Origin of the sequence: Microcoleus sp. Pol14D4 (assembly GCF_036701245.1) — a bacterium.
Taxonomy (GTDB): Bacteria; Cyanobacteriota; Cyanobacteriia; order Cyanobacteriales; family Microcoleaceae; genus Microcoleus.
The window spans coordinates 58,191-74,903 of the sequence record NZ_JAUBQM010000008.1; the positions used below are offsets into that span (position 1 = coordinate 58,191).

Below are 16,713 nucleotides of genomic sequence, written 5' to 3' on the forward strand. Positions count from 1 at the left end.
TCTCTACTCTTTATCTGCGTTAATCCTTTGTCATCTGCGCTTGCTAAAATTCTATTTTTTTTACCGCAGATGAGGGCAGACAAACACAGATTAACGCCAATGAATTATATCAATTTTCGTTGCACCATCCAGCGGGAATTGTTGACTGTTGACTGGATTTGACTATTTCGATGCAAGCGGAATTTATCTCATTCAGTTTTTCGACTGACAGTTAACAGCTAACAGTCAACAATCATCAGGAGTGCAACCGCAGTTAATATTACTCTATTGGATGAAGCAATTTCTCAATAGTCTCCACTAACGTTTCAGGCTCAACAGGCTTGGGAAGATGCCTTTGAAATCCGGCTGCTAGTGCTTGCTTTTGATTGGTCTCCCCTGCATACGCTGTCAGGGCGATCGCGGGAATCTCTCCTCCCTCCTGTGTGGAAAGTTGTCTCACTTGACGAATCAACATATAGCCATCAATTTGTGGCATTCCAATATCAGCAATCAAAACATCTGGCTTAGATTCATTGAGTTTTTGTAGTGCATCTTTTGCTGAAGATACAGAGATAACTGTGGCTCCCGCTTCCTCCAAAATACACTGAACTAACTCTAAATTGTCTACTTCGTCATCGACGGCCAGGATACATAATCTAGCCAATGGTGAAGTCTGAGATTTGAGTGAGAGATTATCGTTGCGATCGCTGTTTGCATCATTGCTTCTGGCGAATAAAGGAAGTGTGACAGTAAATGTTGCTCCCTGTCCTTCTCCCAAACTTTCGGCTTTGACAGTTGCACCGTGTAGCTCAACGACGTGACGCACGATCGCTAATCCCAGCCCTAATCCACCAAATGTTCTCGTAATACTGCTATCGGCTTGTCGAAATGTGTCAAATACATAGGGAATAAATTCTGGCTTAATCCCTTTTCCTGTATCCCTGACTTGAATTTGAGCATAGGAATCAATCCTTTTTAGCTCAACTTCAACTCGGCCTCCAGTTGGAGTAAACTTAATGGCATTGGTAAGCAAGTTCCAGACAACCTGTTGCAATCGGGTAGCATCTCCTAACACATCGCCGACATTGGGTTCTAGCTGAGTTTGAATTTGAATGTTTTTCGCTTCGGCGGCTAAATTAACTGTTTCGATCGCGGCTGTCAGCGTTGTTTTCAAATTAATAGGAGTAGAGTTCAAACTCAGCTTGCCTTGCAGAATGCGAGAAATATCCAGCAAATCCTCAATCAGTTGAACTTGCAACTCGGCGTTGCGTTCAATCGTTTCGAGAGCGGCTGCTATCTTCCCAGAATTGAGAGTTCCTTTTCGCAGCAGTCGAGTCCAACCCAGAATAGGATTCAACGGAGTTCGCAATTCGTGAGATAAAACCGCTAAGAACTCATCTTTGATTCGGTTAGCGGCTTCGGCTTCGGCCCGTGCTTGCTGTTCTGACTCATAGAGTCTTGCTCGGTCGATCGACTGCGCCGACTGCTGTGCCAGTGCCAAAACGAAAGCGCGATCGCTCTCACAAAGCTGGGGAAGGGTGGAAAAACTCAGCGACAGTCCACCAACGGCTTGTCCTTCAATCAACAATGGCACAGAAATCCAAGCTTTTGAACCAGCCTTGGCATAAGCTTGGGCTAAATCAGGATAACGGGCAATTCGGTTTTCGATAGTTTCTAGCCAAACAGGTTGCCCACTTCGCACGGCTTCTGCCAGAGGATAGGGTGCATGAATCGAAAAACTGCGCTGAAATTCTGCTACGTGCTCGTACCCGATGGCTTTAATAATCTCCAGTTCGCTTGCATCCTGGTTTAATACCGCAACCAAACCACAACTTGCTCCGAGTGCGGACATTCCCTGTTCAATAATCACCTGAGCCACTTGAGCCGAGGTTAGGGATTCAGACAAAGCTGTCATCACCGCCAGCAGTCGAGCCGTCCGGTTAGCAGCGAGTTCGGCGGCTAATTTCGCTTGTTGTGTTTCATTATAGAGACGAGCGTTATCAATGGCGATCGCTGCTCGCTGAGCCAAATCTTCAGCCAAGGGAATGTCTTCTAGGCGATAGCGGCGATCGGATTCAGTAAACACAAAGGTAATGCTACCCAACACGCGCCCGCGTGCCTGTAGCGGTGCAATGATGCAGGACTTTAACCCAACTCCACGTATGATTTCCAGGTATTCAGCATTCGGCACTGCGGCAACTAACTGTTCATCTGTAATCTCAATCCCAATTTCAACCTGTCCTGTTTGCATCACTTTAGCAATGCCATACCCATCATCGAGATGTCTGGGAAAGCGTTGAGCCAACTCCCAGCCAAACTTCACTTTTTCGGGATCTGAATGAGCAACTGCAACCCGGCCAATTGTGCGATCGTCATTCAGCAGATCGACACTACACCAATCTGCAAAATAAGGAACTGCCAGCTTTGCAACGCTTTGGAGAGTTTGTTCATACTCTAGTGAAGAGGAAAGGACAGCACTTACTTGGGCTAAAAATGCTGATTGTTGTTGAGAATTCTCTGCTACAGCACGGGCTGCCTGTTCTTGAACAAGCTGTACTCGTTCGTCTTCGGTTTGCTTGCGTTCAGTAATGTCGCTGAAAGCAGCAATGATATTGATAATTTGTCCCTCTGCGTCAAACAAAGGGGAAGCATTGATCGAGAGAATCCTGCGAGTTCCATCGGCATGGCTAATGCCATGTTCAATACCATAAACAGGCTCACCTGTTTGCATAACCCTCGCAAACGGCAGTTCCTCTTCTGGGAAAGGATGACCCTCCACGGTTGTAATTAACCAGGATGGATCGTTATAGCCTCGCTCCACAATGTCGCTGCTAGTTAATCTTAAAATCCTCTCTGCTGCCTTATTAGCGGCAATAATCTGTCCGGTAGAATCTAGAATAGTGATGCCATCAGGAATAGTTTGGAAGATGCTGGATAATTGCGCTTCACCCTCACGCAGAGCAGTTTCTGCCTGCTGGCGTTGTGTAATGTCGTGCATCACGACAACAGCACCCTGTTTTTCGCCGTTTGCGGCAATAATTGCCTGTCCAGTTGCTAACAGCATTCGCGCCGTTCCATGCTGCGGAACAATCATCATTTCCACATCACGAACGTTTTGTCCTTGCAATGCCTGGAACAGGGGAATATCCTCTGTATTCATGGGTGTTTTGCCGTCGGGCAAATACAAGTTATAATACTGGGCCCATTGCTCCGGTGGAACTGGCTGCTGAGGTAGTCCATGAAAATCTTTAGCTGCTTGGTTAAATACCGTCAATATGCCCTCGGCATCGCAAGCTACAATGCCAGCTTGAACGTTGTTTAGAATTGCCTTCAAAAAGTCCTGTTTTTTCTGGAGAGTGGCTTCCACCTGCTGGCATTTGGCGATTTCGGCTTTCAATTGTCGATCGAGTTGAGATGTTTGAGTCGTATCTTGGAAGTAAATAAGTAAGCCATCTTCACTCTTGATGAGGCGAATTCTCAAACACTTGTTGAGTGAGGGGTAGTGTTCTTCAAACTCGATCGCCGTTGGCGTTGCGATCGCTTGATGACAATACTTATATAGCTCAGAAGTAAGATCTACCGAAAATATAGTCCATATATTTTTGCCTATCAGGTGTTGCCACTTCCTGTTTAAAAGCTGCTCTGCTTTATAGTTGACATAGGTGCAGTGCCACTCTGAATTAATAGAAATAAAAGCCTCAGTCATGTGAGCGACTATCACCGTAAATCGTCGTACTTCGAGTGCTGGGCAGTGCGTACATAGCTCTTGAGGGAAATTTACAGTAAGCTCTTGTCCATGATTCAAGGAGTGTGTACGTTCTACATTCATTGCGGTTAGTCCTGCCTATTTACCTATTATGCCAGTTATTGTTAGGGAATCAAGATATAATATGCCCAAAACCTAAGTCATTCAGTGTTTAAGCACACGGGCGATCGCCACTCATAGGACAGCACCGCTAAAAATTCGTCTTGAGTCCGGTTATTGGCTTGTGCTTGGGACCATGCAAGGCGATCGCATTCTAACTGTTGTTCTCTTTCTTTTTCTGCTTGCTTGCGTTTTGTTCACGGATGGGGATAGTGCCGACGAGAATCGGGCTATCGTTTCTTTACCAGCGAACTCATGCAAACTACGCAACTGCCCAGCAACAGCCTCGACGAAACGTGGCGACTGTACTAAATCTCTGGCCTAGACATATTCTGTCATTCCTAATTAATAATGCCAAATCCACCAGTTTGGTTGTAGAAACAACAAAACCAGCTTGGTGGGCGGGTTTTAGCTGACAAAACTGGACTATAACAAGTGACCTCTACGATGTAAACGTAGTGCTCTGACCAACTTAGCTATGCGATCGCCTCCGCACTTATCCACCGTTAAAAATTTGCTTAGCGGTCAAATTTAACTCGGGAAACACCGCTGATTCAATCCTTTCGTCTCCCCGAAACAGCTTAATTTGATACTCACCATCTACTAACTGATAAACCGATAAAGTAGGCTGTTTAGGATAACCAATATAACGGCTACATCCTAAACCCAAATAATCTACAATCCAATATTTAGGAATGCTTAATGCTTCACACTCAATCATTATATGTACACAATTATCGCGCCAATTTGTGCTGACAATTTCAATAATTAATTGAATCGAATTTTCCTGAGTAATAACTGATTCTCTTTCCTATCTTGACTCATTGGCTTCTACGGCTTGTTTGTCTAATACAATCACATCTGGATCGTAGCCAGAGTTATAGTTAAATTTAATTGTAGATTCCTTCGGAATAAAGTAAGGAATTTGGTTGTAATCGCCTGATTTACAAACCCAATTCGGTCGCCTGAAAACCCGCACTCGCTGAATGTTTACCAGTTGGATTGGGCATTTCAACCATAAATCCGTTATGTAATTAATAGCGTCCGTTTTCGGGTTTTCCTGCCAGAAATTCATCAAAAGTCATTAACTTAGATATTGCTTGAGTCATGGTAAAGTCTCCAATGCTCTAATATCATTAATATCATTTGATTCTGATTCAGTAGGGTGCGTCAGATTTTTAAGTTCATTATCTAACTAATAGGTTAATTATCTAGGGAAAGAAAAAACTCTCGGTAGGAGGGCAAACCTAAAACCCTTGATTTATAAATCATGGAAATTTATGGACACAACTGGACTCGAACCAGTGACCCCTACGATGTCAACGTAGTGCTCTAACCAACTGAGCTATGCGTCCTCACGAATTCCTAATGTAGCAGAACATTCGATCGCCTGTCAAGCAGAAATATGAGATTTTTTTAAGCGGGCACTCTTGACATCGCCCTTAATGCCCAATCCCCCGCCAAATCTTCACAGTTCTATCGCCCGCACCGCTAGCCACACTCCCCCCATCAGGACTAAACGCCACCGACAAAACCTCCCCCCCGTGGCCCGTCAGAATTTCCAGCAAACCCCCCGTACCCGCATCCCACAAATAAATCGTGCCATCCCGACTCCCCGTCGCCAAAACCCGACCATCAGGACTGAACGCCACACACAAAACATCCCCAGAATTGTCCCTCATACTCCGCAGCAGTGTCCCTCGCCCCTGTGCATCCACCCGCCACAGCTTCGCCGTACCATCCCGACTGCCACTCGCCAAAATTAATCCTTCTCCTACTCCCCCCCTTACCAAGGGGGGGCTGGGGGGGGTCTGACCGGCAGGGGACACAGAGGAAGTCAATCCTTCTCCTACACCCCCCCTTACCAAGGGGGGGGTCGCAGCAAAAACGATCGCCCGCACCCAATCCCCGTGTTCTGCTAAAGTACAAATCGATCGACCGTTTTGCCAATCCCACAACTGCACAGTCATATCCCGACTGCCACTAGCCAAAAACTCCCCGCCAGGACTAAAAGCCACCGCCTCCACCCCGCCAGCGTGACCCGTCAAAGCCGACATCCGCCTTCCCTTATTCAAATTCCACAACTGCACAGTTTTGTCCCGACTGCCACTAGCCAAAACCTGACCATCCCGACTAAAAGCCACAGCATAAACCCTATCCTCGTGACCCCGCAAAGCGTACCACCACTTACCCTTATTCAAATCCCAAATTTGAATTGTTTTATCACGGCCGCCACTAGCCAAAGTAGCGCCATCAGGACTAAACGCCACACAAGTCACCCAGTCAGAATGACCCGTGAGAGTGTACCACCGCTTACCGGTCTCCAACTTCCACATCTCAATCGTCTTGTCCTCACTGCCGCTAGCTAAAGTCGCGCCATCAGGACTGAAAGCTACCGACGTGACAGCATTAGAATGCCCTACGAGAGTGTGAACACACCTCCAAGTAGGCGCGCGTGCGGGTACAACCCGCTGCATCGGCGGCACAGGTATAATTGTGCCTGCAACCGTTGGCGGCACTGCATTCTGCAACGCAGGGGTTCTCTGCGGCATGGAAATTTTAGGCGCTGGTAGCGGCGGTGTCCCCGTTCCCGCCCCCGCCGACTGCAGCTGCAAATCTTTCAATACCTCAGCTACTGATTTGTAGCGGCGGCTGAGACTTGGTTCGATCATCTTGTCGAGGATGCGACTTAATTTCGGATCGATTTGAACTTTTAAAAAGTCTCGCCAAACCCAAGCATCTCGATTGATATCAAACAAATCAAAAGGAGATATTTGAGTCAGCAAATAAATGCAAGTTACTCCCAAACTGTACAAATCGCTGGCATAAACCGCTTGACCTCTAATTTGTTCCGGCGCCACAAATTCGGGAGAACCGATGACTGTACCGGTTTGTCTCAAACCCTCCACAACTTTTGCAGCGCCAAAATCAACTAAAACTAATTCCCCGGTTAATGTTGGATAAGTATAAATGATGGGAGTTTGAGAAATGCGGCGGCGGATAATATTGGGCGGTTTAATATCTCGGTGAATTACACTGCGATCGTGCACGAACTGCAATACTGGCAATAAATCCTTCAGCAGACTGAGAATCTGACTTTCGCTAAAAGGCCCAGTCCGCGCCAACTCTTCCTGTAAATTCTGACCTTCTATAAATTCCTGTACCAAATACTGATAGCGTTCCTGCTGAAAGTGCGCTAGCAGTTCGGGAATTTGCGGGTGTTTCCCCAATTCGTCCAGCCGCACCGCTTCTCGGTTGAATAATTCTGCTGCTTTTTCGCTGCTGCTGGTACCTTGAGATAGCGGGAAAAACTGTTTAATTGCACAGCGGGGTTTGGAGGGTTTGTCTTCGTCTATTGCTAAAAAAGTGCGACCAAAACCGCCGCGCCCCAGGGGTTTGATGGCGCGGTAACGCTCTCTCAGCAACAGTTTGGAGCCACAATTCAGGCAGAATTGGGTACGATCGGCATTTTGCGGGTTTTGACAGGCGGGGTTTAGGCAGTAACTCATAACTGAACCGAGAAGGAATCAGCAGCACATCTCTATGATACTGAGGCCGGGGGGCGATCGACTCTCGCGTTACAATTAAAAACCACAGGACTTTAGCCCTCAGAATTTAAGATGTGGCTTTCACTTTCAGAGCATACTCTTTAAACCTTTCCAAATCAGCCTGAATTGTCGATTCAACCACGCGGCCCAGAAATAGGTTATCCATCAATTTTCCCAGCCAGCCGGGAATTCCGTAAGCCACTGTCAGCTTGACGATACTGCTGTCTTTGCGATCGTAAAATCTTACGGCACCTCGATTTGGTAAGCCGTCTACCGATTCCCACTGAATTATCTGATGCGGCACTAATTTAAGAATCCGAGAAAGCCAGCTAAATTCTAACCCGCCAGTTGCGAGTTTCCAGCGAGACAACTCTGGATCTTCTTCGAGAACATGAACAGATTCTATCCACTTCATCCAGCGCGGCATTTGCTCTAAATCTGACCAGAGTTGCCACGCTAATTCGATGGGAATTGCTACTTCTACTTGGACGCTGTGTTCTAACCAATCAGTCATGCGATTTTAGATTTTAGATTTTAGATTTTAGATTGAAGAATTGTTTCTTTCTGGTTCCCAGGCATAGCCTGGGAACCAGAGAAAACGAGAGAGGACTGATGACTAATGACTGTAAGCTTCGAGAATTGCCTTAGCCGCTTGATGGCCTGAAAGTGTCGCTCCTTCCATACTATCAATGTAGTCTTGCTGAGTGTAACTTCCTGCTAGAAAGAAATTGGCGATCGGAGTTTTTTGAGCGGGGCGGAAAACATCCATTCCCGGTGCTTCCCGATACAAAGATTGAGCGAGCTTAACTACACTGTACCAAGTCATGTTTAATTCCCGCGCTGACGGGAACAAATCCTGAACTTGCTTGAGTACGTGTTGGGCGATCGCCTCATTGCTTTGTTTAATAAACGGATCTCCCGGTGTCAGCACCAACTGCAGCAGCGAACCTTGTCCTTCTTGATAATAATCTTTGGGACTTGTCAGCGCCAAATCTGCAAAACAAGAAAAATCTGCATCTGCTGAATATAGCAAATTATCGATTCCTACAGCGTGGCTCAACTGTTTGCGCTGGGCTTCGTCTTCCAGTTCCGTTACCCAACCGTCGAAACGCAATTGTACTGTAGCAACCGGCACCGCATCTAATTTATAAATGTTGTCAAATTCTGACCATTTGCGCCAAGCTGGGGGCAATATTTTCTGAATTCCCGGCACGTCGCAGGCAAAAACGTAAGCGTCTGCGGTAATATTTTCTTCTGTTTCGCCGTTAGCTACTACCAAGCCTGTCACGCGGGTTTCTTCGCCTTCTTCAAACTGAATTTCTCGGACTCTGCGCCGCGTGTAAATTTTGGCTCCTTTCTTTTCCAAATATTCCACAATTGGTTTGTGCAAATATTCGTTGGGAGAACCAGCCAGCATCCGCATGACAGAGGCTTCGGTTTTCGATGCAAAGAATTGAAATATTGTCAACATACACCGGGCTGAAATATTTTCAGTGTCGATAAAACCCAGTGCGTAGGCGATCGGATTCCACATTCTTTTGAGCGAGTTTTGGTTGCCACCTTGACTGCGGAACCAGTCAGCGAAGCTAACTTTATCCAAATCGCGGATAGTTTTCATTGCCCCGTCAAAGTCTATCAAACCTCGGACGATGGGGCTAGTTCCCAGGGCGATCGCATTTTGAATTTTGTCTTGTACGGATAGCTGGGATGTAGTAAAAAATGCCTTCAATCCGTGCAAAGGAGCACCCACGGGAAAACGAAAATCTAAAGAACCAGTTTCGCCGCCTCGATTGATAAAAGTGTGGACGTGTTCTTTGAGGAGCAAATCGTCAAATGCTCCCACTTTTTTCATCAGGGCAAATAAGTTATAATAGCAGCCGAAGAAGACGTGCAAACCCATTTCAACGTGATTGCCGTCGGGATCTACCCAACTGCCGACTTTGCCGCCGACAAAGGGGCGGGATTCAAAAATTTCTACTTCGTGGCCGGCCTCCACTAAATCGACTGCTGTGGTCATTCCAGCCAGTCCCGCACCTGCGATCGCAACCCGCATTTTACCTATCCTTTCCCGTATTTTTACAGATTGTAACAAATTTTAGAATTTCCGAAACATTCAAAGTTCATAAATGCCGATCGACACTTGTACAGCCCTCTGAATTTTTGCTAGGACATCGGCACTAATTTGACCGTAAGGGCCTTGTTCTAGGAATGTCTGCCGCAAAGCAGAAACGTTTTCACATACAGCTAGAGAATCAGCTTGCAATCCTCCCTCACCCGCAGGAATCAAGACACGAGTAGGATTTTCTACTCCTTGCCGGTTACTTGTGAAAGGAACAACAATTACAGAATCAGTAAACTCGTTGCGGATATCGGGAGAAACCACAACTACAGGTCTTTTTTTTGTATCTCCTAACTGACGTAAAGCCCTAGAAAGATAAATCTCACCTTGGCGGGGATAAGTTTTTCCTGTTGAGTTAGAGTCCATCGCTGTTCCATGTTTCTTCTATCTGTTCTTCTACAAAATTAAACCACTCTTTTTCCTCCTCAATATCTTCTGGGCTGCGGTTTTGATAAAACTTCCGCAACTTATCTTCTATTTGCTTAGCGTACCAGAGACGGAGAGCCTGCTCGATCGCCTCCGTCCAATTATCAGTAAGTTGGTCTATTTTGTCGGCGAATTCAGCATCAAGGGCGACTAACACTTCTCGCTTTTGAGTAGAATTTGACATAATCATTTTCCTTAAAAATTTAAAAACAATGGTGCGCTGGGGCGCACCTTACAAATTACTTTTACATATTCTTTCTTCCTTCTTCCTTCTTCCTTCTTCCTTCTTCCTTCAAAACATCGGCATCAACTGGAGTGGCCCAATTCCCAAGTCTTTAGCAGACACCCAGCGCACCTCAAGCAAAGCGATCATATCCTTAAACTGAGGCTGACCGCGAGAAGCACCCATCAACCCTTTAGCAATAATCAAACCGCACCAACCGTTGGTTAATTTACAGCGACGGTCCCACTTCTTGCGAGCTTCCTGATGCACCGGATCGTCTTCATTAAACTCTCCAAACAAATACAGCTCCCCATTTTTGGTTTGCAAAATACCCAAGTCATATTGCTCATCCTGAAAAGGATTTTCGCCCGGATTAAAACCAATCCCCTTGACGCCTCCAGCTTCTTTCAAATCCTGAATCATAGTTTTTGCCTTCGGATGAGAAGTTTGGATCATCACCACCGGCAAACCATCTCCCGCTGTATTAATATCAATTTCTGCACCTTGGTGAAACTGGACACTTTGGCGCAGGAAATCTACCGTTTCCCAAGGTACGGCGCCGAGACTCAAAAATGAATTTTGCGGCACCAAATCGTCCCGCAGCAGTGGCTTGTCAAATTCATCATCATCGTCATCATCGTCATCATCGTCATCACCGAGCATCTGTAATAATTCGTCTGACACTTCGGGCATCGTCGAAACTTTAACGGATACCTGTTGAATTTCTCCGTCAGCCTGCGGAACAGGGATGCGGTAGCGACTGCTAAGAGTGGGAAAAGTGTCCGATCCCAATTTCCGGCGACCGTTGCGGAAAAAGCGGTGAAATGCTTCGAGAGCAACTAACATCGTGAGGGCTTCTTCTTCGTAAAGAATCGATCGCAATCCTTCTAAAGGATGCAGGTTGCCGAAATTTGGTTCAATTTCCGATGGAGGCAAATCGGCTAAATCAATTTCTTCGTCGTCGTCCTCATCAATATCTGCTGCACTTTCAAAGGTAACAAACAAACAGTCTTGCCCTAAAAAAGCCTGTTCTAAATCTTCAAAAGATTCATCGTTGACGACTCGTTCTCGAAACCGTTTCAAGGATTCTAGAGAACGGTACAGTAAAACTCCATAATCCATTCTGGCTTGCCCCAATACCGACACGTAGAGGCTGCCGACATCCCACTGATTGATTTCAATAGATATAATTTGGTGTTCGCTCAAAGTCCGCCACGGAGCATCATGCCAAATTTGAGCAGCTTTTTCCATTAAAACTTCAGCATACTGAGGGGGTAACTCAGGAGGTCTGTTGATCGCCACCTCTTCCATGCCGCGAAATATTTCGTCAATTAAGGGCAATTCCGGCACGTAGTCAATGGAAATGCTTAAATCTTGAAGTACGCCCCGCAGATAAAATTGAATTTCTCGGTTTTTGACTACTATTTTTTGGGGGCGGACTGCGGGAGCCGGACTTTGGGGATGTTCCATTGCCCGTAGCAGGGCCCGGACGATCGCCTCTGGGCCGGCATCTGGGCCTACCATGTCCATAGCCCTCACGACTCCTTCGGAGCCATCGACCCAGAGAATGCACTCGCCACCAGCTTCGAGAACGTCATCGTCATCTAGCATCATGTGCGAGTCAGCATTAGATAAGGGTCGGCGATCGCCCTCCCACACGCTGGGAATTTGAGGTAAGTTTTGTAGCCGACGAAGAGTAGAGCGATTCAGCGCTGCCATAGAGTAAGCCCGTTGGGTGAAGCATTGTTGCGGTGCCGGTAGCCGGTCAACCGCTGCTTCTCAATCATAAACCCTATAGGGGGAGAGGGCATCAAGCTTGGGAACGAGGCCCCACGGGAATTAAAACTTAGAAGCTAAAAATTCGTCCTTCAGCATCTAACCGAATGCCTTCTGGCGAATGCCTGTACAATGGAGCAATAAGATTAAACTCTTTGCATTAGACAGTCTCAGGAGTTCGGAAATTATGACTCAAGCCACTTCACAAAAGCGGGGAATTCAAATGACGGACTCTGCTATCCGTCAAGTTTTAGCCCTGAGAGAAAAACAAGGTAAAGACCTCTGCTTGCGGGTAGGGGTGCGCCAGGGCGGATGCTCTGGAATGTCCTACGTGATGGATTTCGCAGATCCAAGCACTGTGAAATCCGACGATGAAGTGTTCGACTACGACGGTTTTCAGGTAGTTTGCGATCGCAAGAGCATTCTTTATCTCTACGGTTTGGTTCTCGACTTCAGCGATGCTATGATTGGGGGCGGCTTTCAGTTTACTAACCCCAACGCAACTCAAACTTGCGGTTGTGGCAGTTCTTTTTCTACATAAATCGGAAAAGAGGGCATGGGGCAGAAAGTTGTTAACTGCCCCATGCCCTTTTCCGTGCAACATCCCAAATCTAAAATCTAAAATCGAATGACCCCTGAAGAATTGTTTAAAGACGGTTTCGATCGCTACCAAGCTGGCGAAGCCCCGGCTAATCTGATCCCCGTGTTTAAAGAAGTGTGCGAAAAAGCTCCCAAAAATGGCAATGCCTGGGCTAGCCTCGCGTGGCTCTACCTGTTGGAAAATAAACCATCTTCGGCTCAGAAAGCAGCGAAAACAGCCGTTAAATTGAACCCTCACGACCCCCAAGCTCGCATCAACCTAGCAGTAGCGATCCTGGATCTCAAAGATAAAGGAGTGCGCCCCCACGTAGAAGTGGCTCAGCAACTTCTAATGGCTTCAGAAGAGCTGCTCGACGAAGTTAAAAAAAATTTTGAAGAAGGATTAAAGAGAAAACCCGACTGGAAGAGTCTCGCCCGCGTTAAACAGTGGCTTCTGGAGCCGTAACCGCGCAAACAAGTCGATTTTTGGGCGGGGATCGAGGAAATCGGTTTTGCGGTTTATTACGACATCGTAATAAATCAATAAATAACTTTATGGAAAACTCAGAAAGTCAGTGCTAGTATTTGAAAACTTAGACGATTGACAAACCCGCTCAGCGGTTTTCAGATTTTACTACGATAATACTAGGAGTTGTAAAAACATGAGCACTGACAGCCACGTTAACATCAAACCCGCAACCCGCAACCACAAAGGTTTCTTTATTCAGCCAGCTTCTTACAAGTTGATGAGCATCGATAAATCCGGTTGGGCCTTGATTTGCATGGACAAAGCAGTTTGTCACTACGTAGACCCGGATGATTTGCAATTGCCGAATAAATCAGGAATGTCTGAAGGTTAATTCTGAAGTTGTGAGAGACTTTAAGATGCTTTATTTGAGTAGCTGCCCTCCATGGAGGGCAGCATCTTTTTTTGTCAGGAAAAACTTCGGCAACGCGCACTGAATCGGGATTTAAGAGATAGAAGGATAGAAGGAAGAATTACCGATTACAAATTACCGATTACAAATTCCCTAATTGTTAGATTTGAACGCAAAAAGCATCTCCAACTCAGCAGTTGTCGGTTGCGTAGACGCTGTGGCTACGCTAACTCCTCGGAGAGAATTCAGCAATTCAGCAGCGGGCGGCGAAACTAAATTTGGCTGTACAGCGAGCAAATATTGGTTAGCCCAAGACATGGTTTTTTCCATATCTATGTAAAAGTAACCTTGGTTGGCCCGCGGTAAAGAAGTAGCGATCGCCTGAAAACTCGGACTGCTGCTTAACGGTTGCGGTGGCGTCGAAGTAATCACATCAACTAAAGGCCCGCCAAAAGCTACAAACACAGAATTTTCATTCAGCCAACCGTGTCCGAATAAAGTGCCTTGCTGGGGTATTTGCCACTCCGTAACCTCTTTGCCTTGAACTTGTCTGGGGGCAACGCTGACTGTAGGATTGCTTTTGGCAATCGCATCAAGTTTTTTCAAGGTTGCTTCGGCGGCCGGGCGATCGCTGGTTTCAAAAATCATCGCCGCCCCCATCCCCAACTGAGACAAAATCCCTTGATTGGAACCGATCGCCCCGATCGCAAATTCCCCATTCATCCAACCAAAAACCTCTCGATCCGCATCCAGATCCAACCGCTTAAAACTATCCCTCACCTGCTGAACTCCCCTGTCAACTTCCGGGCTATCTTGTGCCTCAGCGGTTGCTTGCGACCAAATTTTATCGATTCCCTTGCCGCCGACTAAAGCAATAGTTTCATCCGGAAATCTGGGTAACAATTTCGATGCGAATTGTGGATTTTGCTGCACGAATTTAGGGTCTAACTGAGCAATAGTTTTTACCCTCAATCCCGTACTATCCGCCCCAATTCCCGCAACCAAAGACTTGACTTGTTTGAACTGCGAAAACAATGTCCAAGGCAACTGGATATCGGCGGGCAAATTAGCTTTCAATTGGTCAATTGCCGCCGGATAGTCAGCAATATAAACAGTTGCGATCGGATTCTTGACACCAGCACTCTCTGCAAAAAACTTAGTTGTGCTCGGTTGCGTAGCGAGAGAGGGTTCTCCTTTAAAAGTATCGATCGCCAATTCCAGAGGCTTTTTCAAAGGAGCCATCACTAATTGGTCGTTCAGCAAAGCCACACTGTAGCGCTTGCCTGTTGGCTCTGCAATCTCAAAAATTTTAATTCCTTTATACTCGGTTTCTTGAGTAGTTGCACCAGGCTGAGATTTTAATTTATTAGCAAAATTCCAAGCGCTAATTTTATTTTTCACGCTGACGACTACCAGCAGCTTAGGAGGCTCTGTATTCGTCGCAGCGTCAGGGGGCAGCAAAGCGACCATCACCCCCCCCAGCCAAGGCTTTAAGTCCCTGTCAAAGTCGATTTGAGTGCCTGCCAAGCTTTGTTCTTGAAAACCCTTCAAACCCTGGCCGATCAACTTTTGAGCCCCTGGCGTGCCAAATCGCTGCAACTGCGCCAACGCTTGGGGATTGGGGGAGATAAACGCGGCCATCATTGCTTCGTCGGGCACAACTTTGGCGCTGTCTTGAGGGTTGGATACTTGTTGGCTCAAACCCTGGAAGTAAAAGTAGACCGCAGCGCTACCTGCTGCGACGATGGAGGCAGCAATTAGAAGCTTTGATTTTTTTGCAGGCATGGTTTGTGTTCCTCGCGTCCTTTATCAGTTTAATGAAAATACACTTGGCTTGTGGGGAGGCGATCGAGGCTGCTGTTTATTTTTGTATAATTCAAAACAAGTTTGGACGATCGTCTAAACTGCTAGAACTGTGCATTATTGGTAAAAGATGAAAGTAGCGATCGCGGGAGCAACGGGATTTGTAGGTAGCCGGCTGGTGGAGAAGCTGCAAGCTGCGGGACATCAAGTGGTGGTTTTGAGCAGGGATGCGGCGAAGGCTGGCCGAGTTTTTCCCGCTTCAGCTTATCCGAATTTGGAAGTTGTCGCCTACACTCCAGCGGAGTCTGGTGATTGGCAAAAGTCGATCGCGGGCTGCGACGCTGTTGTCAATTTAGCAGGCGTTCCGATTGCGGAGGAAAGGTGGACGGAGGCGCGCCAGCAAGCAATTCTGGACAGTCGCAGACTGACGACGGCAAAATTGGTCGAGGCGATCGTCAATGCTAATCCTAGACCATCGGTGTTTGTGAGTGCATCGGCGATCGGCTATTACGGAACCAGCGAAAGCGCTGAGTTTGACGAAACGAGCCTCGCGGGAAACGATTTTTTAGCAGCAGTTTGCAAAGACTGGGAAGCAGCAGCCCAACCTGCAAAAAATGCGGGAACGCGGCTAGCAATCTTGCGGCTGGGGATAGTGTTGGGAATGGGAGGCGCGTTGGCAAAAATGCTGCCAGCTTTTAAACTATTTGCAGGCGGCCCAATTGGGACAGGAAAACAGTGGTTTTCTTGGGTTCATCGCGAGGATGTGGTTGATTTAATTTTGTACGCTTTGCAAAATCCGCAAGTTGAAGGCGTTTTGAATGCGACAGCACCGAATCCGGTGCGGATGAATGAATTGTGTCAAACTTTAGGGGAAGTTTTAAAGCGGCCTTCTTGGTTGCCGGTGCCAAGTTTTGCTTTAGAAATGCTGTTGGGAGATGGGGCAAAAGTTGTTTTGGAAGGGCAGAAAGTGTTGCCGAAACAAACTTTAGCTAGTGGTTTTCAATATCAATATCCGACGCTGAAATTAGCACTCGAAGAGATTTTATCGGGAAGTTAGAAGTCGCATCCTCGTTGTCCAAGAAACCGGGTTTCTGCGATAATTTTGGCATCCTCACGCCCGATTGGGTGAAGAAACCCGGTTTCTGAGGCCCTGCCATCCAAGAAACCGGGTTTCTGCGATAATTTTGGCATCCTACCGAAGATTTGGGTAAGAAACCCGGTTTCTGACTCCCCGACGCGATCACCTCAGCCTCAGCCAAGAAACCGGGTTTCTGCGACAATTTTTGCATCCTCACGCCCGATTTGGGTAAGAAACCCGGTTTCTGAGGCCCCGACGCGCGCGCCTCAGCCTCAGCCAAGAAACCGGGTTTCTGCGATAATTTTGGCATCCTACCGAAGATTTGGGTAAGAAACCCGGTTTCTGAACCCGACGCGCGCGCCCCTCAGCCTCAGCCAAGAAACCGGGTTTCTGCGATAATTTTGGCATCCTACCGAAGATTTGGGTAAGAAACCCGGTT

At 46.9% G+C, this 16,713-nt stretch carries 14 protein-coding genes and 1 tRNA gene; 4 read left to right on the plus strand and 11 right to left on the minus strand.

The window, feature by feature from the left end:
• Positions 1–259: 259 nt before the first annotated feature.
• The 10 genes from QUA33_RS05885 to QUA33_RS05930 form a co-directional block, all read right to left on the minus strand.
• Positions 260–3,808 carry a PAS domain S-box protein gene (locus QUA33_RS05885; protein WP_333147258.1) on the minus strand — a complete coding sequence of 1,183 codons (3,549 nt, stop codon included), beginning with the start codon at positions 3,806–3,808 and terminating at the stop codon, positions 260–262.
• Between the two features lie 532 nt (positions 3,809–4,340).
• Positions 4,341–4,640 (minus strand): Uma2 family endonuclease, encoded by a 300-nt coding sequence (locus tag QUA33_RS05890; RefSeq protein ID WP_333147333.1) that lies wholly within the window; start codon positions 4,638–4,640, stop codon positions 4,341–4,343.
• 15 nt (positions 4,641–4,655) lie between these two features.
• Positions 4,656–4,919, minus strand: coding sequence for a hypothetical protein (locus tag QUA33_RS05895; protein WP_333147260.1), 264 nt, complete (start codon positions 4,917–4,919; stop codon positions 4,656–4,658).
• 206 nt (positions 4,920–5,125) lie between these two features.
• Positions 5,126–5,199, minus strand: a tRNA-Val gene (locus QUA33_RS05900).
• A gap of 87 nt (positions 5,200–5,286) precedes the next feature.
• The gene (locus tag QUA33_RS05905) at positions 5,287–7,353 is read right to left on the minus strand and encodes a serine/threonine-protein kinase (RefSeq protein WP_333147262.1); all 2,067 of its coding nucleotides are present in this window, start codon (positions 7,351–7,353) and stop codon (positions 5,287–5,289) included.
• 106 nt (positions 7,354–7,459) lie between these two features.
• Entirely contained in the window at positions 7,460–7,906 is a 447-nt protein-coding gene (locus tag QUA33_RS05910; protein ID WP_333041342.1) for an SRPBCC family protein, read from the minus strand.
• 102 nt (positions 7,907–8,008) lie between these two features.
• A complete protein-coding gene (gene zds, locus QUA33_RS05915; protein ID WP_333147335.1) occupies positions 8,009–9,445 on the minus strand; it encodes a 9,9'-di-cis-zeta-carotene desaturase in 1,437 nt (478 codons plus the stop codon).
• A gap of 60 nt (positions 9,446–9,505) precedes the next feature.
• The gene (locus QUA33_RS05920; protein WP_333147265.1) at positions 9,506–9,877 is read right to left on the minus strand and encodes a type II toxin-antitoxin system PemK/MazF family toxin; all 372 of its coding nucleotides are present in this window, start codon (positions 9,875–9,877) and stop codon (positions 9,506–9,508) included.
• Entirely contained in the window at positions 9,867–10,121 is a 255-nt protein-coding gene (locus QUA33_RS05925) for a hypothetical protein (RefSeq protein ID WP_333147266.1), read from the minus strand. Before QUA33_RS05925 ends, QUA33_RS05920 begins: the two co-directional genes overlap by 11 nt.
• A gap of 108 nt (positions 10,122–10,229) precedes the next feature.
• The gene (locus QUA33_RS05930) at positions 10,230–11,879 is read right to left on the minus strand and encodes a DUF6930 domain-containing protein (RefSeq protein ID WP_333147268.1); all 1,650 of its coding nucleotides are present in this window, start codon (positions 11,877–11,879) and stop codon (positions 10,230–10,232) included.
• A 244-nt stretch (positions 11,880–12,123) separates the two neighbouring features.
• Here QUA33_RS05930 and QUA33_RS05935 point away from each other — a divergent pair, with 244 nt between their 5' ends.
• The 3 genes from QUA33_RS05935 to QUA33_RS05945 all read left to right on the plus strand — a co-directional run bounded on the left by QUA33_RS05935 (position 12,124) and on the right by QUA33_RS05945 (position 13,375).
• Positions 12,124–12,477 (plus strand): iron-sulfur cluster assembly accessory protein, encoded by a 354-nt coding sequence (locus QUA33_RS05935; protein ID WP_333075296.1) that lies wholly within the window; start codon positions 12,124–12,126, stop codon positions 12,475–12,477.
• Between the two features lie 87 nt (positions 12,478–12,564).
• Positions 12,565–12,981, plus strand: coding sequence for a tetratricopeptide repeat protein (locus QUA33_RS05940; protein WP_333147269.1), 417 nt, complete (start codon positions 12,565–12,567; stop codon positions 12,979–12,981).
• A 196-nt stretch (positions 12,982–13,177) separates the two neighbouring features.
• Positions 13,178–13,375 carry a hypothetical protein gene (locus QUA33_RS05945; protein ID WP_006632682.1) on the plus strand — a complete coding sequence of 66 codons (198 nt, stop codon included), beginning with the start codon at positions 13,178–13,180 and terminating at the stop codon, positions 13,373–13,375.
• Positions 13,376–13,546: 171 nt separating this feature from the next.
• On the opposite strand, the gene QUA33_RS05950 is transcribed toward QUA33_RS05945, so the two are convergent.
• A complete protein-coding gene (locus QUA33_RS05950; RefSeq protein ID WP_333147271.1) occupies positions 13,547–15,178 on the minus strand; it encodes a DUF3352 domain-containing protein in 1,632 nt (543 codons plus the stop codon).
• A 148-nt stretch (positions 15,179–15,326) separates the two neighbouring features.
• Between QUA33_RS05950 and thyD the strand changes: the two genes are divergently transcribed.
• On the plus strand, positions 15,327–16,253 hold the full coding sequence (gene thyD / locus QUA33_RS05955; protein WP_333147273.1) for a thylakoid membrane protein ThyD: 927 nt from the start codon (positions 15,327–15,329) through the stop codon (positions 16,251–16,253).
• Positions 16,254–16,713: the final 460 nt, after the last annotated feature.

Bases quoted from the DNA above. Each gene is read 5' to 3' on its own strand.
- QUA33_RS05935 (WP_333075296.1), top strand. From the start codon at position 12,124: ATGACTCAAGCCACTTCACAAAAGCGGGGAATTCAAATGACGGACTCT.
- QUA33_RS05940 (WP_333147269.1), top strand. From the start codon at position 12,565: ATGACCCCTGAAGAATTGTTTAAAGACGGTTTCGATCGCTACCAAGCT.
- QUA33_RS05895 (WP_333147260.1), bottom strand. From the start codon at position 4,919: ATGAATTTCTGGCAGGAAAACCCGAAAACGGACGCTATTAATTACATA.
- zds (WP_333147335.1), bottom strand. From the start codon at position 9,445: ATGCGGGTTGCGATCGCAGGTGCGGGACTGGCTGGAATGACCACAGCA.
- thyD (WP_333147273.1), top strand. From the start codon at position 15,327: ATGAAAGTAGCGATCGCGGGAGCAACGGGATTTGTAGGTAGCCGGCTG.
- QUA33_RS05945 (WP_006632682.1), top strand. From the start codon at position 13,178: ATGAGCACTGACAGCCACGTTAACATCAAACCCGCAACCCGCAACCAC.
- QUA33_RS05905 (WP_333147262.1), bottom strand. From the start codon at position 7,353: ATGAGTTACTGCCTAAACCCCGCCTGTCAAAACCCGCAAAATGCCGAT.
- QUA33_RS05925 (WP_333147266.1), bottom strand. From the start codon at position 10,121: ATGTCAAATTCTACTCAAAAGCGAGAAGTGTTAGTCGCCCTTGATGCT.
- QUA33_RS05910 (WP_333041342.1), bottom strand. From the start codon at position 7,906: ATGACTGATTGGTTAGAACACAGCGTCCAAGTAGAAGTAGCAATTCCC.
- QUA33_RS05920 (WP_333147265.1), bottom strand. From the start codon at position 9,877: ATGGACTCTAACTCAACAGGAAAAACTTATCCCCGCCAAGGTGAGATT.
- QUA33_RS05885 (WP_333147258.1), bottom strand. From the start codon at position 3,808: ATGAATGTAGAACGTACACACTCCTTGAATCATGGACAAGAGCTTACT.
- QUA33_RS05950 (WP_333147271.1), bottom strand. From the start codon at position 15,178: ATGCCTGCAAAAAAATCAAAGCTTCTAATTGCTGCCTCCATCGTCGCA.
- QUA33_RS05930 (WP_333147268.1), bottom strand. From the start codon at position 11,879: ATGGCAGCGCTGAATCGCTCTACTCTTCGTCGGCTACAAAACTTACCT.